General features: G+C 37.6%; 21 protein-coding genes and 4 pseudogenes. 17 read left to right on the top strand and 8 right to left on the bottom strand.

The window, feature by feature from the left end; translation table 11 throughout:
- Window positions 1-12 precede the first annotated feature (12 nt).
- From HCG69_RS06670 to HCG69_RS06630, 9 genes are all read left to right on the top strand, one after another.
- The gene (locus HCG69_RS06670) at window positions 13-771 is read left to right on the top strand and encodes a glycosyltransferase family 2 protein (protein WP_221649494.1); all 759 of its coding nucleotides are present in this window, start codon (window positions 13-15) and stop codon (window positions 769-771) included.
- Window positions 772-923: 152 nt separating this feature from the next.
- The gene (locus tag HCG69_RS06665; protein ID WP_195348589.1) at window positions 924-1070 is read left to right on the top strand and encodes a hypothetical protein; all 147 of its coding nucleotides are present in this window, start codon (window positions 924-926) and stop codon (window positions 1068-1070) included.
- Window positions 1054-1527 carry a DUF6169 family protein gene (locus HCG69_RS06660; protein WP_195348590.1) on the top strand — a complete coding sequence of 158 codons (474 nt, stop codon included), beginning with the start codon at window positions 1054-1056 and terminating at the stop codon, window positions 1525-1527. Before HCG69_RS06665 ends, HCG69_RS06660 begins: the two co-directional genes overlap by 17 nt.
- A 22-nt stretch (window positions 1528-1549) precedes the next feature.
- Entirely contained in the window at window positions 1550-2572 is a 1023-nt protein-coding gene (locus HCG69_RS06655; protein WP_221649398.1) for an NAD-dependent epimerase/dehydratase family protein, read from the top strand.
- 200 nt (window positions 2573-2772) lie between these two features.
- The gene (locus HCG69_RS06650; RefSeq protein WP_221649397.1) at window positions 2773-2925 is read left to right on the top strand and encodes a hypothetical protein; all 153 of its coding nucleotides are present in this window, start codon (window positions 2773-2775) and stop codon (window positions 2923-2925) included.
- Between the two features lie 5 nt (window positions 2926-2930).
- The gene (locus tag HCG69_RS06645) at window positions 2931-3491 is read left to right on the top strand and encodes a GNAT family N-acetyltransferase (protein WP_221649396.1); all 561 of its coding nucleotides are present in this window, start codon (window positions 2931-2933) and stop codon (window positions 3489-3491) included.
- Between the two features lie 48 nt (window positions 3492-3539).
- A complete protein-coding gene (locus tag HCG69_RS06640) occupies window positions 3540-4490 on the top strand; it encodes a glycosyltransferase family 4 protein (RefSeq protein ID WP_221649493.1) in 951 nt (316 codons plus the stop codon).
- A 74-nt stretch (window positions 4491-4564) separates the two neighbouring features.
- Window positions 4565-4870, top strand: coding sequence for a hypothetical protein (locus HCG69_RS06635; RefSeq protein ID WP_195348593.1), 306 nt, complete (start codon window positions 4565-4567; stop codon window positions 4868-4870).
- Window positions 4825-5451: a nucleotidyl transferase AbiEii/AbiGii toxin family protein gene (locus tag HCG69_RS06630; RefSeq protein WP_195348594.1), complete on the top strand. Its 627-nt coding sequence runs from the start codon at window positions 4825-4827 to the stop codon at window positions 5449-5451. Before HCG69_RS06635 ends, HCG69_RS06630 begins: the two co-directional genes overlap by 46 nt.
- Window positions 5452-5524: 73 nt before the next feature.
- Here the strand turns inward: HCG69_RS06630 and HCG69_RS06625 are convergent, their stop codons facing one another.
- From HCG69_RS06625 to HCG69_RS06595, 7 genes are all read right to left on the bottom strand, one after another.
- Window positions 5525-6556 (bottom strand): GNAT family N-acetyltransferase, encoded by a 1032-nt coding sequence (locus HCG69_RS06625; protein ID WP_221649395.1) that lies wholly within the window; start codon window positions 6554-6556, stop codon window positions 5525-5527.
- A gap of 249 nt (window positions 6557-6805) precedes the next feature.
- Window positions 6806-8305, bottom strand: a complete 1500-nt coding sequence (locus tag HCG69_RS06620; RefSeq protein ID WP_122200627.1) for an L-lactate permease — start codon at window positions 8303-8305, stop codon at window positions 6806-6808.
- 207 nt (window positions 8306-8512) lie between these two features.
- Window positions 8513-9970 carry a DUF3868 domain-containing protein gene (locus HCG69_RS06615; protein ID WP_122200626.1) on the bottom strand — a complete coding sequence of 486 codons (1458 nt, stop codon included), beginning with the start codon at window positions 9968-9970 and terminating at the stop codon, window positions 8513-8515.
- Window positions 9971-9993: 23 nt separating this feature from the next.
- Window positions 9994-10581, bottom strand: coding sequence for a DUF3575 domain-containing protein (locus HCG69_RS06610; protein WP_221649394.1), 588 nt, complete (start codon window positions 10579-10581; stop codon window positions 9994-9996).
- Window positions 10582-10667: 86 nt separating this feature from the next.
- Entirely contained in the window at window positions 10668-11588 is a 921-nt protein-coding gene (locus HCG69_RS06605; protein WP_221649492.1) for a DMT family transporter, read from the bottom strand.
- Between the two features lie 52 nt (window positions 11589-11640).
- On the bottom strand, window positions 11641-14343 hold the full coding sequence (locus tag HCG69_RS06600; RefSeq protein WP_221649393.1) for an ATP-dependent RecD-like DNA helicase: 2703 nt from the start codon (window positions 14341-14343) through the stop codon (window positions 11641-11643).
- A 313-nt stretch (window positions 14344-14656) separates the two neighbouring features.
- Window positions 14657-14833 carry a helix-turn-helix domain-containing protein gene (locus HCG69_RS06595; RefSeq protein ID WP_221649392.1) on the bottom strand — a complete coding sequence of 59 codons (177 nt, stop codon included), beginning with the start codon at window positions 14831-14833 and terminating at the stop codon, window positions 14657-14659.
- An 80-nt stretch (window positions 14834-14913) separates the two neighbouring features.
- Between HCG69_RS06595 and HCG69_RS20630 the strand changes: the two are divergent.
- The 8 genes and pseudogenes from HCG69_RS20630 to HCG69_RS06560 form a co-directional block, all read left to right on the top strand.
- Window positions 14914-15096, top strand: a pseudogene (locus tag HCG69_RS20630) (arabinose isomerase); the annotation flags it as partial.
- Window positions 15097-15205: 109 nt separating this feature from the next.
- Window positions 15206-16081 (top strand): annotated as a pseudogene (locus HCG69_RS06590) (AraC family transcriptional regulator).
- A 92-nt stretch (window positions 16082-16173) separates the two neighbouring features.
- Window positions 16174-16608 (top strand): pyridoxamine 5'-phosphate oxidase family protein, encoded by a 435-nt coding sequence (locus HCG69_RS06585; protein WP_221649391.1) that lies wholly within the window; start codon window positions 16174-16176, stop codon window positions 16606-16608.
- Window positions 16609-16974: 366 nt separating this feature from the next.
- Window positions 16975-17547 carry a hypothetical protein gene (locus tag HCG69_RS06580; protein WP_221649390.1) on the top strand — a complete coding sequence of 191 codons (573 nt, stop codon included), beginning with the start codon at window positions 16975-16977 and terminating at the stop codon, window positions 17545-17547.
- A complete protein-coding gene (locus HCG69_RS06575) occupies window positions 17544-18416 on the top strand; it encodes a nucleotidyl transferase AbiEii/AbiGii toxin family protein (protein ID WP_221649389.1) in 873 nt (290 codons plus the stop codon). Before HCG69_RS06580 ends, HCG69_RS06575 begins: the two co-directional genes overlap by 4 nt.
- Window positions 18409-18573: pseudogene (locus tag HCG69_RS06570) on the top strand (serine/threonine protein phosphatase); the annotation flags it as partial. The gene HCG69_RS06575 and the pseudogene HCG69_RS06570, both read left to right, overlap by 8 nt.
- Before the next feature lie 224 nt (window positions 18574-18797).
- The gene (locus HCG69_RS06565; RefSeq protein WP_221649388.1) at window positions 18798-21074 is read left to right on the top strand and encodes an outer membrane beta-barrel family protein; all 2277 of its coding nucleotides are present in this window, start codon (window positions 18798-18800) and stop codon (window positions 21072-21074) included.
- Between the two features lie 107 nt (window positions 21075-21181).
- Window positions 21182-22030 (top strand): annotated as a pseudogene (locus HCG69_RS06560) (alpha/beta hydrolase).
- Here HCG69_RS06560 and HCG69_RS06555 read toward each other — a convergent pair.
- Entirely contained in the window at window positions 22027-22536 is a 510-nt protein-coding gene (locus HCG69_RS06555) for a 4-fold beta flower protein (protein WP_221649387.1), read from the bottom strand. The pseudogene HCG69_RS06560 and the gene HCG69_RS06555 overlap by 4 nt on opposite strands.

Genomic DNA, 22536 nt, shown 5'->3' with positions numbered 1-22536 from the left:
CTTGTGAAAAAAATGTCTCTCGTTACCGTTACTTATAACAGTAGCGAAACTCTTCGTGATACCATTCAATCTGTTTTATCTCAGACTTATCCGGATATTGAATATATTATTGTAGATGGCTGTTCTCAAGATAAAACCATTGATATAATAAAAGAGTATGAACCTTTGTTTCATGGTCGACTAAAATGGATCAGTGAGAAAGATAAAGGTCTTTATGATGCCATGAATAAAGGTATCCGGATGGCTACCGGAGATATTATCGGCATTATTAACTCGGATGATTTTTATCATAGAAAGGATACTGTAATGAAGGTTTCTGAAGCCTTCAAGAATGATGATATACAAGTTGTTTATGGAGACGTGCGTTTTGTAAATCCTCAGAATTTAGATAAAACAGTGCGTTATTACTCTTCTAAGAGGTTTACTCCTGAGATGTTTCGATTTGGTTTTATGCCTGCTCATCCCACTTTTTTCACTTATCGGAAATATTTTGAAGAGTTTGGTTACTATAAGACTGATTATAAAATAGCTGCTGATTATGAACTCCTTATTCGTTTCTTGTATGTACATCAATTAAAAAGTAAATATTTGCCATTCGATTTTATGAAAATGCGTACAGGGGGGACCAGTACTGCATCTATAAGAAGCAATATTTTATTGAATAAAGAGATAGTCAGAGCTTGTAAAGAAAATGGTATTTGGACTTGTATGCCACTTTTATTCTTGAAGTATTTAGTGAAAGTATTTGAATTGTTATTGGTAAAAGAATGAATATACTTATTACGGAGATTCACGATTTTGTGGAGTATAATAAAGTATCAGCCTTGAAATACGTCTTAAATATTTCCAAAAAAGTGAATAGATAGTGGGCCATTTATGGAAAAGTATTATCTTTGTATGGACAAATATAATCACACTTCTGTATGAATAAAGATATCAAAAATAAGAATACTTCGTTTTTCCAGAAAATTTTGGAAGACAAACGTGCTATACGTAAATGTATTCAAGAAGGTGGAGATGTGAAGAAGTTGGCTAAAGAGCGAGGCATAAAGTTTGCAACTCCCTTATGATATAGCAGAAGAAAGCGAGTGGAATTATTCATTCGTGACGAAGCATGGTATTGTTTATCATGCTTATTTTATTGATTACTCTATTTATCATCCTGCATTTTGTGAGGTTTATACTTTCAATATAGAGCCTGAAACCGATACTCCTCATCCTATAGATACCCGAATTGCATTGACAATAGTACATATACTGAAACTTTTCTTTGCTGTAAAAGAACGTGCAATGATTATGGTCTGTGATAATCTGGACGGAAAAGAGGAAAAACGCAGATTGCTATTTTCCAAGTGGTTTCTTCGTTATAATGATGCAGGTAAAATAATAAAGTTCGATGCGTCTGCTTCTACGGAGGGGTATCAGCTGTATGTTTCTATTTATTTAAATAAAGAAAATCAGCAAAAGGATGTACTGATTGCTGCTTTTTATGATTTGGTAAAAAATAACTTTTATCCTATAGATTAGTTTTTATCTATAATTTAATTCAATGAACATTCTTATTACCGGAATTCACGGTTTCGTGGGTTCTAATCTTGTTATGGCTTTAAAGAGTCGTCATACTCTTTATGGGCTGGATATTGTGGCTACAGAAAAAGATGGGGTAATAAAAACTTTCTCATGGGAGGATATAAAACCGGAATCTTTTTCTTTTCAAAACTTCTCGAAGCTTGATGCCATCATCCATTTAGCCGGTAAAGCGCATGACACTAAGAATCAATCGGTTGCCCAGTCTTATTTTGATATCAACACAGGTTTGACTCAAAAGATTTTTGATTTCTTTCTTCAATCTTCTGCCAAGAAATTCATTTTCTTCAGTTCTGTAAAAGCTGCTGCCGATAGCGTTGTGGGGGATATACTCACCGAGGATGTTATTCCAACTCCTGTTGGTCCTTATGGAGAAAGCAAGATCAAGGCGGAAGAATATATTCTTAATAAATTGACAGTTGACAATGGACAATTGACAGTTGCTATGCAGCATGATAGCGCAGCTAATTGTCAATTGTCCATTGTCAACTGTCAATTGAACAAGCAAGTTTATATATTAAGACCTTGTATGATACATGGGCCGGGGAATAAAGGGAACCTGAATTTGCTTTATAATGTGGTGAAGAAAGGTATTCCGTGGCCTTTGGGAGCTTTTGAGAATCGTCGTTCGTTTACTTCGATAGATAATCTTTGCTACGTGGTAGAAGGGTTATTGGCGAAGGATGTTCCGGGTGGTATCTATCATATGGGGGATGATGAAGCGATGTCTACTAATGAATTGATTGCTACTATGTGTGAGGTGATGGGAAAGAAACCGCACATTTGGAAAATAAATAGGGGAATAATGGAAGGATGTGCCGGGCTTGGCACTTTGTTTCACTTACCTTTAAATACAGAACGGCTTCGGAAGTTGACGGAGAATTATGTAGTAAGTAACGCAAAGATAAAAGCAGCTTTGGGGATAGATAAAATGCCTGTTACTGCAAAAGAAGGACTGATAAAGACAGTAAAGTCCTTTGAATGATTTACAATTGGACAATTTACGACTTACGATTGAAGATACTTTTTAAATATATAAAACTTTATATTATCCGAGCTTCTTTTATATGATGATAGGTGCTATTGATGAATAAGTATGAATGATATGTAAATCAAAGAAAATACTTTTGAAATCAGACTTTTAATCGTACCTTTGCATCTAAATATAAATGAGAAAAAAGAATTATGGCTAAACCTGTAAAAGAAACTCCTATATTGTTTGGAGAAGATGCACGTCGTTTCGAGAAACGGATGCAGCAAAAACGTGAGGTTTCGCAAAAGGAAATTGAGCGTGTAAAGAGAAACTATGAATCAATAATGAGTATATTGAAGAAGTAGTTGAAATGAGAGATAAGACATCAGATTTTCTAAAAGAATGCCAGGTACGTCGACTTGAAGAAAAGGAAATTGTTACGGCATTTGATTGTGAAGATGAGGATCTGAATGATTTTATTTTGAATGAGGCTCATGTTTATAGGGATGCATTGTTGGCTGTTACTTATATTCTGGAAGATAAAAATAGCTCAGTTCTGGCATATTTTAGTTTGGCAAATGATAAAGTGTCTCTTTCTGATTTTGAATCAAAAACGGATTTTAACCGTTTCCGTAAACATCGTTTTGTAAATGAAAAGCGCTTAAAAAGTTATCCGGCTGTAAAGTTGTGTCGTTTTGGAGTTAGCTTAATGGTAAAAGGTATGGGGATGGGATCGGTTCTTATTGATTTTATTAAAGCCTATTTTCTAAAGGATAATAAGACAGGGTGCCGTTTTATTACTGTAGATGCGTATTCTGCTGCTGTTCCTTTTTATGAGAAAAATGGTTTTTTGCTTTTGACTTGTGAAGATGTAAAGTCTGATACGCGTTTGCTTTATTTTGATTTGAATGATTATAAAGATTTGATATAGAAATACCTGTTGCTTAATATTTCTTATTTGTATCTTATTTGAGAAATGATGTACTACATTATAGTCTTAGTTCTGCTCTTCTTGGCAGAACTTTTTTATTTCTATATCGCCGATAAATACAACATCATCGATAAACCCAATGAACGCAGTTCACATACCCGGATCACTTTACGGGGTGGGGGAGTTATCTTCTATTTTGGCGTATTGGCTTATTTCCTTACGAACCATTTTGAATATCCCTGGTTTATGCTTGCCTTGACATTGATCACCTTAATCAGTTTTATAGATGATATCCGTTCTACCTCTCAGGCATTGCGATTGGTGTTTCATTTTTCTGCTATGGCTTTGATGTTCTATCAGTGGGGATTATTCTCTTTACCCTGGTGGACAATCCTTGTAGCGTTAATCATTTGTACTGGTATTATCAATGCTTATAACTTTATGGATGGCATCAATGGGATCACGGGAGGGTATTCTTTGATCATACTTGGAGCTTTAGCATTTATTAATCATTCGGTTGTTTCGTTTGTTGAGCCGGATCTTATTTATACAATGCTGTGTGCTGTGCTGGTTTTCAATTTCTTTAATTTCCGAAAGAGGGCGAAGTGTTTTGCCGGAGATGTGGGGGCGGTTAGTATTGCATTTTCCATTCTTTTTTTGATTGGGAGGTTGATTATTCAAACTGGGGATTTTAGCTGGATTGTACTTCTGGTAGTGTATGGGATAGATAGTGTGTTAACTATTGTTCATCGATTGATGTTGCATGAAAACATTGGTTTACCTCACCGGAAACATATGTATCAGATTATGGCTAATGAACTGAGAATGCCTCATGTGGTGGTGGCATTGATTTATATGATGGTGCAGGCAATTGTTGTAATAGGGTATTTGATATTACGGGAATATGGATACTGGTATTTATTGGGTAGTGTCTTTTTATTAAGCATGCTATATCTATTATTTATGAAGAGGTTCTTCTGCTTACATAAATTCAATTAATCCTTATTATCTGAGAAAGAAAGATTTGTAAATTGAATAAAATGCATTACCTTTGTTTTCAAAGAAAAATTTCTATGTCAGCAAATGAATGTATAAATGCGTTTTCCAGTCATCTTTTTTGGGATATCGATAAAAGGTTATTGGATTTGAATACCTGCCCGGGGCAGATAATTCAACGTGTGTTGGAATATGGTACATTGGATGATTGGAAATTAATACTACACTATTATGGGTTGGAAAAGATAGTGAAAGAGAGTCAGCAGCTTCGTAGTTTGGAGCCTCGGGCGCTGTCTTTCATTTGTTGTCTTTCCGATACAAAGAAGGAGGATTATCGATGCTATCATATGCAACAGTCGAACCACGCACACTGGAGATATTAAGGGCTATTATGTCTGTTGCTATATTTTCACAGACTCGTTTGGTTGGTGGAACTTCATTGGCATTGCAATTAGGACATCGCAAGTCTATTGACTTAGACTTCTTTGGTTGCATAAAGAGTGAAAATGAAGAGATAAAGGATGTTCTTCGTGATATAGGGCAGTTATCTGTTATTAAGGAATCGCGGCATATAAAAATATATATGGTGGATGATATAAAAATAGATTTTGTTGACTATGTATATAAGTGGATTGATGCTCCTTTGTGTGATGGTGATATTCGTTTGGCTTCCATGAAAGATATTGCGGCAATGAAAATTAATGCAGTGGAAGGACGAGGTACAAAAAAAGATTTTGTTGATATCTATTTCTTATTGAGGCATTTTACATTAGAGCAGATTCTATCTTTTTATAAAGCAAAGTATCCTGAAAACTCAGAGTTTAGAGCTTTGATGAGTTTAACCTATTTTGATGATGCAGAGCCACAAATAGCTCCTGAAATGCTTATTCCCGTAGAGTGGGAAAAGATGAAAGAAACAATCAGGCAAGCTGTGCGGGAGTTTCAGGAAAAAACACTTCTTTAAAATAATAAGCCGATACATCTCTTTTCACAAGAGACATATCGGCTTTCTTTTTCATCCTATCCGGAAATTATAATTATACGAGCTTTGCTATCCCTGTAACATGATCCAATGCACCAGCTTCCAGTTCGTATCCCATCACGTATGGTTCGGGAATATCAGGATTAGTGAGTCCGAATTCACTAATTGATTTAAAACCGAACCGATGATAGTAATTAGGATCTCCACAGAGGAATACAGCTTTATATCCCATTTCACGCCCGCGCTTCAGGCCCTCTTTGATTAGTGCGGAACCTACTCCCTGGTCCCGGTATTCAAGCAGGACGGAAAGGGGAGCGATTAATAAAGATTCAAATTTATTTCCGTCTTCCTGTATGACGTACATACGTGTCAGCAAGATATGCCCGATGAGTTTACCGTTTTGTTCGGCTACTAATCCTAATTCCGGGATATAATTCTCGCTGTTCCATAAGCGTACGGTAAAGTCCTGCTCATCTCCGTCAGCTACTTTGGCCGTCTGAAAGGCTGTTTGGACTAAATTATATATCTCCTGATACTCTTCTTTTGTCTCTTGTCTGATAATCATTGCTTTATTGTTTTCCATTTTTTCTTTATTTAATTTCCACCAAATACTGTTTGTTGATTTTTTGTATTGCTTCATTCCGTTTTTTTGCAATACGCGTTGAGAAGCCACATTCTTTTCTTCTGTTTCTGCTATAACGGATTGTATTCCTTGCTGAGCGAATGCCCATTGGCACATGCCTTCTAAAGCTTCGGACATATACCCCTGATTTCTGTAAGCTTCATATATACCATATCCTATTTCAACATTTCCCTCTTTATCCGGAAGATTTTTGAAACAGGCGGAGCCAATGGCTTTGTTTTCTGATTTCAGGATGATTTGCCAGCTTGTCAGCAAAGGGAAACTCTCCGGATATTTTGTGGCAAGTTGATACTGACAGGTCATAGCCTCCTGAGTATGGGCGTCTAATGTTTCACCCGAAGGAGTTAACTTTAATACATCTTCCATAAAGTTGATTCCATTTAGAAATAGTGCGAACTGTTCCGGAGTAAGCGGAATAACTCTTAATTGTTTTGTTTCAATCATTTTATTTTTTTGATAAAATTCTGAATATAAAGGACAACTTCGTTATTTGTCCCGATAAAAAAATATAATAATTTTCTCTTCGGATAGAATAACCCGAATAGATTTAGGAAGGGATAGCCTGAGTGGGCAAATAAAACCAACAGGCTATTTAGCGCACAATTATATACAAATATGAAAGAGTTGTTTTCAAAAAATGATTTTTAAAATTTCGTTGGCAAATATAAGTCTTTTCTTCTATATCTTAACTTTTTAGCTGAAAATAAATACAATGATTCCTGTTATCACTATATAGGCAAGTGCATAAGGGATGGCTGCTTTTAGAATTTCGCCCTCTTTTCCCTGTTGATTACTTGCTGAAGTAGCTATGGCGATACTTTGGGGAGAAATGATTTTTCCTCCGGTAGCACCTACCGTATTAGCGGCTGATAGCCAGTCGGGGTTTACATTGATATGCCCGGCAACACTGGCTTGCAGTTTTCCGAAAAGAATATTGGATGAAGTATCACTACCGGTGATGAATGTACCTAAACATCCGATAACCGGTGCGAAAAGCGGATAAAGACTACCTGTGGCAGTAGCTAAAGCAGTAGCAATAACTGAGATCATTCCGGCAGTATCCATGATGGTTGACAGGCCGACAAGGCAGATTACTGTGATGAATGTTTTTTTCAACTGCTTCACTGTATTCCAAAGTACGATGAATAGGTCTTTGACTTTTGCACCTTGTATTAGTCCGCCAATAAAAGTACCGACAAAGAGAAGTACACCTGCATGGGTAAGCCATGAGATGGTATAGTTCACTGTAGAGTCATTGATAGGAAGGCTGATACGTGTTATCCAGTTGTTCTCAAGTGTATTGCGCAGTCCCGGGAATAGGGGACTGGTCAGGATTATCAGCAAGAGAATGAGCAGATAAATACTCCATGCATTCAGGATATCTTTTCCGCGAAGAGAACTTTTGCGTGTTTTCTCTTCTTTAGAAGCTGTGAGTTTACCATAAATCACGATTACGATAATAGAAAGAATACTACCGATAATGGCCGGAGATTCTGCTCCCATATAACGTGCGGCTACATATTGACTGACAAGGGATACACCACCCACTAATAGTGCGAGGAACACATTCTTCGGAAGTGATTTCAATTTGGGATCTGTGAGAAAAAGCAGTACCAATGGGATGAGGAACATAAGTACGGAAAGCTGTAGTACGACATTGGTGCTTAAGGTTAATACATCCAGATTGGTTTCTTTAGCCAGTACAAGTACCGGTGTGCCGATAGCTCCAAAAGCCGTGGCCACGCTGTTGGCTATTAAGCTTACTACTGCCGAGAAAACGGGTTTGAAACCAAGGCTGATAAGTATGGCAGCAGGGATAGCAACTGCGGTACCGAAGCCCGCCATTGCTTCAAGTAACCCTCCGAATCCCCATGTCAATAGTAACACCTGAATGCTTTTGTCGGTAGAGATAGAGGAAAATTGTTGCTTGATGATTTCCATTTTTTGGGTCTTTAGTAATACGTTATAGCTGAAAATAGCCATTACGATAATGATCAGGATGGGAGAAACTGCTTTCAATGCACCATAGAGGAATGAATAAGCAAGATCGTCCACTGCAAAATGGAAACCAAAGATGGCTATCAGCATCGTTACAATGAGAGATATGACACTACTTTTATCGCCTGGCATTTTTAAAAAAGCCATTAATACAATAAGGAGTAAAACCGGAATAATAGCAAGAATCAGTGTCATAATCGTCAGATTTAATAATGTATAATATTCTTATAACAAAACTGGAGATCGTTTTGACTGCCCGAAAAGCAATTTTTTTATGATTTTATCCGTGATATGCCGGATTTAAACAAAAAACGATAAGTTACATTATAGAGTTGAATAAAAAGTCCGGATATGATTTATTTAGTTAACCATATCCGGACTTCTTTTTATTAGATGGGATGTCTATTTGTTAGGCATCTTCTTCATATCCAGTATTTTTTGCAGTTGCTTCAAGTTGGCTTTTGCTGCTTCATTACCCATGTGGGCAGCTTGCGTGAAAGCTGCAATGGACTGATTTATATCCCCGTTAAGGAAATCGTATACACCACTATTATTGATGTATTCGGCAGTCTGTTTGTTTGCCTTTTCCATAAACTTTATGGCAGTTCTCACATCTTTCTTACTTAATGCTACGGCAGCGGCATTCAAGTTGGCTACTTCATCGTTCGGGTACATGCGTACGGCAATATCGAACACGTTTACAAAGTCGTCACTTCCTTTCGGATAGCTGTTGGCTACCTGGTACATCTCGTTCAGACTCAGGTATTTCGGATTTGTTTTGATAACGATGCGTCCTTGTTCAACATCGAAGTTTACTACAGTATAATCTATCTTGCAATCTACTTTACGTAATCCCGGATAGATATCTTTCAACATGGCACGATAAGGAACACCACCTGCTACACGCATAATTTCTTTTTTGCGCAAAGCATCATCACTGGTATTTTTAATGATATTGATAAACGTCTCTTTATCTTTCATGGAAGAAGCTTCCAGGGCTTTCACCAATCCATCCCAGTTTTCACCGCCAAAGGATACCTTATAGAGGTTAGCCGGAACTTTTTCATTCTCACTCAGGTATTTCTTCAGTGCTTCGGCACGTTTCTGAGAAAGCTGTTCGTTGAATTTCAAAGGACCTTCGGGAGAAGCAAAACCTTCAATACTGATACCGGTTATGGTGAGATTCTTATCATTCTGAACTTTATCGAACATAGAGTGAATATTCATCAACTCTTTATGATTGTTCATGAAATCGGTCAGGATAACAGATTTGCTTACCGGGAAATCCAGATGAGCCTCGTATTGTTCGCTACGGGTTTTTACTACTTCTACAGCTGGTTGAATATAAGCGACTATCGGAGACATGGCTGCCAAACGTTTCGCCTCGGTAGATACATCGTTGGTAATGAGTTCCTGTGCAATCATCTCTTCATTATTGCCACAGCCGCAGAGGTTTTCAACCAGATTCAGTGCTGCATTTTGCATCCATGGCTGATAAGGGATTACCTGCGTATAGTTTAGTACTTCTCTTTTATCATAAGGGATAACGATACCTGCAGGCTTTTCTTTTTCTATTGCCAACCCCCGTATATATGCTTTCTGACGACGACGACCGTTGATTATAATATCCTGTAAGGGTACATTGTGCTGGCCGTCTGTCAGCAGCGGAGTCAACGTAAGTGAACGTTGAGGACTAACTACAAGATTCTTCATATCGATCGTCATGCTGATATAAAGAGAGTTGCCCTGTTGCCACAGTGATACGTCAGATAAACTGATGGCATCATTGTAAAGTTTCTGGGCACTGGCGGGAAGTGCTATGACAAGTGCCAGCAGGAGATATATAACATTTCTTTTCATTGTTACAGTTGGTTTATAGGTTATTATTTAATAATGTAGATGAAGCTAAGACCTACTTTGGTAGGACCGAAATAATCTTTAGTACTATGACCTAATTTCTGACCGTTGTCTCCCGGTTCATATTTGTCATATTTGATGTGAGCGTAGCCAAGTCCGATAGTGGCTTCCATACTCCAGCGTTTGTTTAATATCCACTGATAGCCGTAAGATATACCAGCACCGTAAAGTTTACCATCATACCGGTCATGCCCCAGGCCGAACATGTCAAGGTTACTAATGTCCATATCGGCATAGTGTCCGTGCAGGCCGAAGAAACTACCATTAAAACGTTCGCAGAGCCAGTAACGTAGTTCTGGCTGTACTAACCAATGCTTGAACTGTTTGTTGTCCGAAAACTTCCAGGGGTTGTAATTGCCCGATACATCAAGGGTTAATTTCTTTGCCAGTCCTATTTCAAATCCTAAGTTAGGAGTACTTGTGGCCCAGTAAAGGGCATTTGTTTTAATGGCAAATTTGGGTAGATAGGTTTGAGTTCTTTGCTTTTGGGCATATGTACCCGTAGCAAAGGCGAGCAGAAATCCTACTGCTAAAATTAATTTAATTGTTTTCATTTCCGTTTTGGTCTAGGTTTTATTATTTACTGCCTATACCAACACCTGCCGGAATGGATTTGTTTTCGATTGATAAAGATATTTTTTTACGGTAAATAATTTGCAGTGGATGATGAATGATCGTTTATCGCTGATCGCTTTTCTCTAAAAACCACGATAGTAACCGCTGTTACTATCAGAACAATTCCTATAACACTCTTTGGAGTGAACAATTCCTGAAAAACGAGCGTCCCTATGATGACAGCTGTTAGCGGTTCCATGGCTCCGAAGATAGAAGTAAGGGTAGGACCGATGTGTTTGATTGCTTTGATCAGAGCCATGTTAGAGATGGCGGTGGCAGGTAAGGCAAGTCCTAATATATACAGCCATGTATTCCAGTCTGTCACGATCCGGATACCGCTGGTGAAACAGCCGCATATAATAAAAAGGAGAGCGCCTATTCCCATTACATAGCAAGTGAGCACAGTAGAGTTGATCTGTACTGCACGGCTTTTTCGTACTCCTATGATATAGCCTCCATAAGAAAATACAGAGATACAGGCGGCTATGATTCCTACGGTAGTGTTACCTCCACTGTGACTGATGTCTCCCGATGAAAGAAATACAGCTCCGGCGATAGATGCCAGGATAGCTGTAATAGTCCATAGTGACTTCTTTTCATGGAAAAAGAGCATCATGGCCAGAGCTACAGCCAACGGGTACATGAAATGAATGATAGAGGCCACTCCACTGGCTATATTCTGATAAGCAATCACCAGACTCAGTGATGTGGCTGCCCGGAATAAACTCAATAAAAACACAGTACCGAAATCCTTTTTATTTAATCGGAAACTGCATCCGGATATTAAACCGAAAAGTATTAATGTAGCGGAAGCGACTCCCCAACGGTAGCTCAGTACTTCAAATGAGGAGAATCCTGTTGTGAGAAGCATGATGGAGAAGAACGGTGCCAGTCCAAAAGTAGAGGAGGACACTGCTGCATATAAAATACCTTTTGTTTTGCTCATTGCATCGAGACGAAAATTCGTGGGTGTCATAAAGCAGTACTTTTTCATACTGTTAAAAGTCATGGTATTTATTCCTTATAATCCCGTAGTCCTTTTTGCTAAATTGGAATTTCATATTGCTTAGAATTTTATTCTCCGTCTCCGGGGTCCAGTAGATTTTTAGTTTTTCACGTGTGCGTGTTATTGCGGTATAGAAGATATTGTGTGTTATGAGTTCTTCCACATCATGGGTGATAACTATTTTTACTGATTGGTATTCCAATCCTTGGGCTTTGTGGATGGAGACGGCATAGGCTATTTGGAAAGGTATTACTCCCCGGTCGGAGTTTGCATCGAAATCACCGTCCTCTTCTTCCTCCACTTGAATGCGGATTGTTGTGGTTCCATCCATACTTGTGGAAATATACTCGATGTCGCTTCCTTCAAGATCAAAATCAGAAAGCGGTGTGTTTACTTTTAGGGTAAAAAAGATTGAATGGTCACTTGTTGAGATGTCTATGATTTCACCTTTCAGGTTGTTGTATAGAATAGGGAAAAAACGGTCTGTCTCATTGAATAGAATAGGATCTCCTTTCTTGTAAGTATGTATGCCCCATTGGACAGGAGGATTGGGATTACTACTCTGTAGAAAACGGTTTATATTGTTAATACCATATAGACCGCCATAGTTAAGACAAAGGACAATCTCGTCCGGCTCTGTCTTGCTGAAGATTGATTCGTTAAGGTTTGCCGAATAGTCATTTCGAGTGATATGTTCAAGAATATCTGGTGATAATGTTCTTACCTTTCCCCATGTCTCTATCAAATCAAGGCATGAGGTCCGATATGGTTGTGTCAGTTCTACCACGTTGTTACCTTTGAAATGAGAATGTGAAATACTGAACCAATTTCCGAATTTTATGGATTCAATTTGGAACATATCCCCAACGAGTACTAAAAGGCGGAATGATTCATTTTCTAATATGGCCAGCATGTCTTCATTGCATACTGTACTGCACTCATCAATAAACAGAATATCACATTCGATGTTTCTGCGACTCAAATAACTTGCAATGGTTATAAAGTTTGTGTTGGCAGCATTGACTTTGCGTTTCAGATTATCCACTGCCGGGTTTGTGTTTGCAAGATAAAGTTTGTCTTTATCGCTGAATATGTGAGAAATGTGATTGATAAGGGTCGACTTTCCCGTACCTGCAGCCCCATAGATAAAAGCTACTTGTGAATCGGAGAAGATATTTTGTATGGCAGTACGTTTTTCGTTGCAATCTATATATACTCCTGGGTTTGCCAACCATTTGTTCGCAATTGCAGTATAGTTGGAAATCCCGCTTTTGGATTTATTGTTCAGTATTTGTAAGATGCTATGGACATTTTCTTCGTATTTGCGTATGTATGAATACTCCTTGAACATTTCAATTCGTGCGTGTTGATGCTTATAGTATAGGCGGTTATTGTACTCTTCTGCCAACGACGGAACATTGGTGAAAGTTGTCAGTTCTGTTTGTGGAGTATAAAGTGTTCCGTTGTGTTCGGCGTTATTTGCCAAGCGACGGGCAAGAAATTCAGGCTCATGACCAACTGTTGGAATAGCCTCCAACAAATCGGATAATAGAGGATTGTGATTGGACAACGAAAAGCTGAAAGGCATGTTGTCGAATGGCTTGCTTTTTATACTAAGATACAAGTTGGTGAGAGAAGAACATGGTGTACAATTGTATTGGCTTTTGATAATTTTGTTATTCATCCTTAATAAAAGGTAGCGTAATACGTTACTTCCCGGATCGTTCTTTTTAATGATAGAACGGCAGCGCTCCAATAGCAAACTGATGTGCTGTGTTTTTCCTCCATGTTGGATTTTTGATAAAAAATCCTTAAAACGGGAGTCCTCAAAATTTATAATTTCCGTTAGTGAGCATCGGCTGTCCATCAGATAATTCATCAGATTACCGTACTCCTTGGTACGCGAGTCAGGAAAGTCTAATCCTAATATTTTTCCAAAATTTTTCAATTCGCATATTCTTATTGAAGGCTTCCAGTCTACAATGATCAATATGGGCATATTCACTCCCAATACGCTGATTTCAGTTGTTGTCAAACGTAGGAATGTAGCATAATTAGGCATGATTTCTGCCTTGGAAAAGGCTATGATTCGGTCGAATTTACTCACTCTTTCGTTTGCAAGAGAGAATGTGATTTCGTAATAAATAGAATCTTCTACGAACAGAGGTTTAATTTTATAAATATAGAAACGTCTTTCTTCGGTTAAAGCATTTGACAGATCAAGGTTTGTAATCTTGTCTGCTATTGCTTTGTAATAGGTCGAAAAGGCAGGGTCTGTATTTAGTGGGAATTTATTGAGGTTATACAAAATTTTCACTCCATATTTTTCATTCATAAGTTGTTTTATTCGCAGCAAATATTCATAATATTTCAGCATCAGACGTTCTGAGTTCTCAGGGTCGAGAGTATAGTGTGATGCGGAAATTTGCAATAAATCATAAAACTGTTTTATAAAACGATATTCCCCTTTGCTTTGTATATACTTTTTTGCCTCCGTGATGTTATTGTAATATACTGCGTCGAGATGTCCTCCGTTTGTTGCAAAAATCTTCACGCAAATGTGATCTATTAAGTTACGTAATTGGCTCAATATATTCACGGAAAGAAGTCCGCGATCTGAGAAATCTGCTGAATCAAGATTCAAACAGATTGCCATATTACACTTTGATATCCATTGGTCGTACTTCTTTTCCATATTGCGCTTCTTTTTTATCGATATTATGTTATTCTTTTTGAATGTATTGTTTCTCTATACTATACCACTTTTTTGTTTCATTCATTATATAGTGTCCCTTTTATCACGCTGTCCTATTTCTGCTCAAAAGCTTATCAATTTTGATTAACTGATGGTTACTAATGAATTACACTAAAATTCATTATCACAGGGTTACGATTTGCCAACTTACCGATTTCATTAGATTTTTCAAATTTGCATTTACCAAATAGTGTTTTTATCCTTAGCAAAATTACAAAGAAAAATTCAATCAAAATCATCTTATATCAAGATTTTATGAATCATTCTTTTTTATCCCGTATTCCTTCATTTGGGTATACGGCTTTGTCCTTCCAATATCGAGGAGCTTGGCGGCAAGCTGTTTGTTTCCGTTCGCCTGCTTTAAAGTACGGACGATTCGTTCTTTCTCTTCCGCTGTGTAATATAAATGTGTTTCATTATGATGTTTCAAATTTTGAAGTGAGTTCTATATTTTGTCTTTTTCTAAAATTTTATTTTGGGGATTCCAGTAACAGAATCAGTAGAAGGAGACCTACTTTGCAGATTGGTAATACAAATAGTCGTTATCGCTTTTCTTGTGGTGCACGTACTTTTATGGATAGATGGAGCAAATCGGGATCTTCACATCATTGTACAATTGGAATAGGACATATAGCGGATAAACTGGAGAAAGTTGCTTTCTTATTGGATATTCCGTGTGTCAGAGTCTGTTGATATAAAGAGATCCTTAATAGATGAGTATAAAGAAAGTATATGGAGTGATAAAAGTTTCGTGAGATTCAATATCTTTGCTGAATATTTATTCAGAAGTTAAATATAGAATATGAAGAACCCAATTCCTCAATATACTTTTTACAAGACTAAGTATGGAAGTGAATTATTAATTGACGTCGTAGAATTAAAATACATAAAAAGGTTTTTATCCGAAAACCCTATTCATACATTGACATATTATGATATCACTTTCATTACTGAGGGGGAGGGGACTTTTTCTATCGATAATAAGAATTATGAAGCGACTTCTTGCGACGTGTTTTTTTCTCAACCGGGGGAAATACGGAGTTGGGATACGAATCATATAACAAACGGCTATGCGCTGATTTTTGAAGATCGGTTTTTATCTTCCGTCTTTAAAGATTCTTTGTTTGTGCAGCATCTTTCATTTTTTGGATGGGATAAATCATGCTCCAAGCTACACCTGTCTGATGAACTTTATAAATGCATGCTCCGGCTTTTGCAGAATATTAAAGCAGAAATAGACGGGTATAAACAAAATGATATACATGTATTGAGAGCACTGCTTTATGAAGCACTCATGTTGCTGGACAGAACCTATCAAAATGAGATACCTGTAGGAACAATGAATAAGGAAAGCCGTAATATTCATATCAGTGGATTTATAAAATTAGTTGATATTCATTTGAGAGAGCACCATTCTGTTCAATTCTATGCAGATAAACTTTGTGTTACTCCCAACTATCTGAATGAGTTGATGAACACTGTTATGAGCATTAGTGCCAAGCAATATATATAGGATAGAGTAATAGATGAAGTCCGGGGATTGCTCGTTTATACAAATACTTCTATCTCTGAACTTGCATTTGAATTCAACTTTTCGTCCGTCTCTTATTTTATTCGTGCTTTTCGTCAGTGTACAGGTTACACTCCCTTGGCTTATCGTAAAGAGCATAAACCGTAAAAAGTACTATTTTCCCCTTTGTTTCTATTACATTACTTCTTTTCTATCCCTTTATCTTTGTGGTACTTATTAAACCATAAAACAGTAAAATCATGAAAGATGTAGAAAAAACAGTAGGAAATATGATAGACAAACAGAAAATCGCTTTTATCGGTTCTGTTGATACAGAAGGTTTTCCTAATATAAAAGCAATGTTACAACCTCGTAAACGGGAGGGAATCAGTGTGATTTATTTAACAACAAATACTTCATCCCTGCGCGTCTCTCAGTTTTTAAAGGAGTCTCGTTCTTGTCTTTATTTCTGTGATACACGTTTCTTTAAGGGAATAATGCTAAAAGGAAGAGTGGAAGTCCTGACAGATCATGTAAGTAAAGAAATGATATGGCGGGAAGGGGATACGATGTATTATAAAGAAGGTGTAACGGATCCTGATTATTGTGTCTTAAAGTTTACTGCTGTTTCCGGAAGATACTATAGCAATTTTAAATCAGAGAATTTTACGATTGAAAGCTCCACAGGCGAATGATAGGGATACTATGTGAAGGCAGCATGTTTACACTATTGACTATTAGCGTTTTGCTCTTTTAAATGGTACAAACCTCATTTTTACAATTACATTGAAAGTAGGCACAAATGCAATGTGTTTATTTTCAGTGTTTTAGATATACGTGTTGTACCGCACTTTTTTAACCCTGTTTGTACAATTGGTAGGAGTTAATTTCAGAAGATTGATTTACTGCCATTTACCGCTCTTGGGTACAAATGGTTTTGCAGGGGCAAAGATATGAAAAATAAGGCAAATAGAATAAAGAAAGTACATAACTTTTGTACAAACATACTGCATATTTGATTATTTGTAGTACTTTTGTACAGTGATAAAAGAATTGCAGAAATGAATTCAGAAGAAAGTAAAAATCGATTCATCTCTTCTTCAGAAGTAAAGGAAAAGAGCCGTAGTGCATACTATAAGCTCCTCAAGAGTGCCCGTGAAGGAAATATGGTCTGCATCCGGCGAGGTGTGTACGCTACAATGGAACAGTTGGCCGATACCATGATAGACCTTGATGTTGTGGTGCCGGCTGGTATTCTATGCTTGTTTTCTGCATGGAATATCCATGGACTTACCACTTCTTTGCCTCAGGCCTATCATGTGGCCATCAAAAGAGGAAGAAAGATACAGCTACCCGAATATCCTCCGATAGAACTACACTCCATTACTGAGCCACTATTGGAGCTTGGTGTTGAGGACCGAATTGTAAGTGGTTATCATGTTAAAGTATATAATGTGGAACGCTCTGTTTGTGACGCTATTAAATATAGAAATAAGATTGGTATGGATGTATGTTCCGAAGTAGTTAACAGCTATTTAGCACTTTCTAATCGTAACCTAACTCTCCTGATGGACTATGCAAGCAAACTACGTGTTACAAAGACTCTTGAAAAATATCTCGAAATAAAGCTATGAGTGAAGAAATAAAGAACTACGGAAAATCTATAAGAGCTCGTTTGCTTAATATAGCCAAACAGGAAAATATCTTTTTCCAAACGATATTGACTCGCTATTTCCAGGAACGGCTACTTTATCGTATGTCACAGACACACTACAAGAATAACTTCTACCTGAAAGGTGGAGCACTTATGTATGCTTATGAACGTTTTTCAGCTCGACCTACCTTGGATATAGATTTCTTAGGAGCTGACATTAGTAATGATCGCGAAAAAATAGTCAATGTATTCAAAGAAATATGCGCTGTACCTTGCGATGAAGACGGTGTATGCTTTGATCTTACTCGCATCTCAGCACAGAATATCACAGAGTTCAAAGATTATCATGGTGTCAGATTGAGTATTTCTGTTACTATGGATACCATTGCACAGGTAATGACAATGGATATTGGATTTGGCGATGTGGTAACTCCCGGGGCTATACCTCTTGATTACCCTATTTTACTCAAGCATCTCCCAACTACTAACATCTTGGCATATTCCATCGAAACAGTCATTGCAGAGAAAATGCATGCTGTAGTTGATTTGGTAGACCAAAGTAGCCGTATGAAGGACTACTACGACCTTTATCAGATTTTATCAGCCAGTCAATATGATGCTGAAGTACTTAAAAAGGCAATTAAACGAACCTTTGAGAATCGGCATACGGAATATATGAGCGACACAATGTTCTTCCGAGCAGAGTTCCCTGACAATATAGAAATGCAAACCAGATGGAAAGCATTCATCCGCAAGATAACGAGTAAAAGTGAATTGTCATTTTCAGATATGGTTCGCTACTTACAAATTGCATTAAAACCCTATTGGGAGAACTTAAAGCATGAATAAAAGCGATAGTGAGTGTTTCACACTTTCCTTTTTCGAAGCAAAAGATATTGTCATTTCGGGTGATGTACATGGCGACTTTAATCAGTTGGTTTTAAAACTTTGTGTACAATATCAGATGAAAGATACTCTGTTGATTGTAGCCGGTGATTGCGGATTTCACATTATGCCCCCAAAATAGTAGAGTATTTGGTAGGATTGGGTAAATGATAGTATAAAAATAAGGGTATAGTCTGATTTTAAGGTTATGCCCATCTATCCGATTCATTAGTTTTGTTGTATGTTCCATAATCTTTCATAATTAGTTTCTAAGAACAGGACTAAATTCGATACCTTTACCGACAAATATAGTGTAGCACTTTTTGCTTCCTAAAAGAACAAACGATGACACGAAAACTATTTGTCTCAATTTCATTTATATTTATTGCTGCTGTAGCACTAAAAGCCCAGACAATAACAGGAAAGATTGTAGATAGTAATCAACAACCAATAGATGGAGCAACTATTGTGTTACAAACGATGGATTCCATTTATATAGGCGCTTCGATATCGAATATGGATGGAGTGTTTCTGCTGAATCATCAACCGGAACAATATCGTTTGATCATCCAACATCTGTTATATAAAACCAGATTGCTGTCAGACGTGAAGAATGACATCGGGATTGTCACATTAGAACCCGAAGATTATGCTTTGGATGAAGTAGTCATAAAGGCGGAGCGCCCTTTTGTGAAAGTGGAGGAGGGGCGTTTGGGGTATAATCTTGCACAATTGGCTGATGGTAAGGTGGTGAATAATGCTTATGAGGCTTTAACAAAGTTACCGGGTGTACAAGAAGATAAAGAGGGATTGACTTTGGCAGGAGCCGGAAGTGTTACTGTTATTTTGAATGGCAAACCTATGACGATGAACGCTGCTCAGCTGGAAACTTTATTGAGAAATACTCCTGTTGATCATGTGGAAAAGGCAGAGGTAATGTATAGCGCGCCACCCCAATATCATGTAAGAGGGGCTGTCATTAATGTAGTGTTGAAACGTTCGAATGATTATTCTTTTCAGGGAGAAGTAAATGCTGATTATACGAACCATTATTTCAATAGTGGAAGTATGAACGGTAATTTTCGGTTGTCTACTCCCAAAATGGCTTTTGATGTAATGTATGGTTCAAGTGATGTAAAACAGATGGAATATATGAATATTTATTCCAGACATACATTGAAAAACAAAATATACGAGATTAATCAGAATAACCGGATAAGTACCAAATATTGGAATCATAATTTGAGGACAGCGTTTGAATATAATTTTAATGATAAAAACAATCTGAATGTGTCTTATACAGGGAATTTTAGCCCCGATCAACACAATAACAGCCGGACCGTCGGAAACTACCAGACCAGTAATACTGATAAGTACATAGATACCCGTATGCATAACATATCACTGCAATATCATTCAGGATTCGGATTGGAAATAGGAGGAGATTATACCCGTTATACTTCAGATAATGAACAAAACCTGAACGTCAATTATGAAGATAATAGTCAGAGTCATTTTAATTTGTCAGCCGGGCAGAAAATAGACCGTTATTCTATTTATGCAGACCAGAGCCATCAACTAACCAGAGGCTGGAACTTTGGTTATGGAGCTTCTTACAGATTTGCCAATGACCATGACTATCAGATTTATAATGAAGTCGGTGGTGGTATTCAGACACAAAATACGGATTCAAAGTTAAAAGAGCAGACTACTAATTTTTATGTGTCGGTGAGCAAGGAGTATGAAACAGGGACTTCGTTTTCTGCTTCAGCTACGGGAGAATATTATACCATTGGCAATTATCATAAATGGGCTGTTTATCCGCAAGCAACATTCACTTATATGAAGACACCTAAGCATATTCTCCAGTTTTCGCTGTCAACGGATAAAACTTATCCGAGCTATTGGGATATGCAATCATCCGTCAGTTATATAGACGGATATACCGAATTGTGGGGAACTCCGGGAATAAGGCCTATGACAACATACAATCTGAATGGTAATTATATCCTGAAGCAAAAGTATATTTTCGGTATGTTCTTTATGCACACGGCAGATTATTTCGTACAAGCGGCCTATCAGTCAACAGACAGGCTTGCTTTGATTTATAAAAATACGAACTGGAACTATATGCGCTTGTGGGGTGCAAATGTCATATTACCTTTTAAAGGCGGGAGTTGGCTGGATTCCCGGCTGACTTTGACAGGAATGCAAATGCATCAACGCTGTGACAATTTTTTTGATATACCTTTCAATCGGAAGAAATGGCTGTTCAGCGGATCACTTGATAATACATTTAAAGTTTATAAGGGTTTGTCTTTAGAACTGAATGGGAATGTGCAGACACCTGCCATACAGGGGACGTTTGATGTAAATAGTGTTTTTAATCTGACGGCTGGTTTGAAATGGAGCTTTGCCAAAGACAAGGCGACTGTATCTGCTCGTTGCAGTGATATTTTTGAAACCGGAATGCCTAACATTAAAATCCGTTTTAAAGGACAACATTTAGATATGGATAATGCTTTTTATTCACGGGCATTTACAGTACATTTCTCTTATCGCTTTGGTGGATATACAAAGAAAGAAAGTAAATCAGTAGATACGTCACGATTTGGCATGTAAGTCTTTGGGATGATTTCTGTGTAGTTACTCTTTTGGAAATAAATACCCAGAAGTGGGGATTGATAAACTCAATATTTTCCATGAACTTTGCACCAAAAATCCGATAAATGAAATATGTTTATATAATAATATTGCTTGTTGTGATAGGAGGGTTAACTCCTTTTTCAGTGCAAGCACAGGATTCTATCCATATAGGAACCCGGCATACCCTGTTTTCGCAGATATTAAATGAGGAGAGGGCTTATTGGGTTTATGAACCCGAAAGACAGGCTGGGGACTCGATTAGAAACCTTCCTGTTCTTTATTTACTGGATGGGGATGTTTTTTTTCATTCAGTAGTAGGATTTACCCGTTTTTTCTCTTCTTCCAAAGTTTCTTCTTTGCCTCCATGTATTGTTGTCGCGGTACTAAATACGGACCGTACCAGGGATTTTACTCCCACTTGTTCGGCTGCACGACGGGACGGAACTATTCATTCCGGAGATAAACCGCAGGGAGGAGGGGCTGAGCAATTCTATCGTTTTCTGACGGAGGAGTTACGTCCTGAAGTGGAAAAAAAAGTGTCTGGTGGCGGTAGTAAAATTCTGGTAGGACACTCATATGCAGGTCTGTTCACTTTAGAGATGCTTCTTCAGCACCCCGGATCATTTGATACGTTTATGGCAATAGATCCCAGCTTATGGTGGGATCGGTGAGTTTTCCTAAGGCAGTGGAGGCAAAAAGCGTCAGGACAGGATTTTTCCGGTAAACAGTTATATGTTGCTTTTGCCACTCAGCAACGTCCCGGAGTGAAATTAAATCAGTTCTCGCTGGCAGATAGTTTGAAAATAAAGATTGTTCCCGATATGGAAAACCGGCATCTACGGGTTGTTTATAAAAAGTTTCCGGAAGAGATGCATGGTACTGTTGCTCTTCCGGGAATATTTGACGGTTTGAAGTCTCTGTTCCGACACTAATATTGTTTCTCTTTTATTGGAGAATCTGTAGAGGTATTGTCTTCCTGAAGAAGTAGCTGGGATAGTGAACGGGTACTCCATTTATCTTTAAAAGACGGAGTTATCGGTTTTAATGAATGAATATGGGGAACAGGTTTTATGTGCTTAACTCCTTTAACTGATTCCAAGTGAGTGTTACTCATTATGATTTCTCCTCTTACAATCTCTTTTTGGGCTGCAACAGCATAACCATCTGTGTCATATAGTACACCATTTATATACCATCCCAAAAAGCGGCCATTGAAATGATAAATGTCTTCTTTTCCATCAAAATAAGCTACTGGAGTACCATCCCACATATAAATTGTAGAATCTTTGTCTACATAGTTTATGTAGGCAATAGGCTGGGTGCTTTTATCGAATAAGGTCACTTCTGACTCTTGGGGGATAACAGGTTCGTTTTCATCATCACCACATCCGGTCAATAATCCGATTGTGGCACATAAAACTAAGAGTAATTTTTTCAT

The organism is Bacteroides sp. K03, assembly GCF_019734355.1.
Taxonomy (GTDB): Bacteria; Bacteroidota; Bacteroidia; order Bacteroidales; family Bacteroidaceae; genus Bacteroides; species Bacteroides nordii.
The sequence above is the reverse complement of the archived record's forward strand: the minus strand, read 5'-3'. Positions and strand labels throughout refer to the sequence as shown.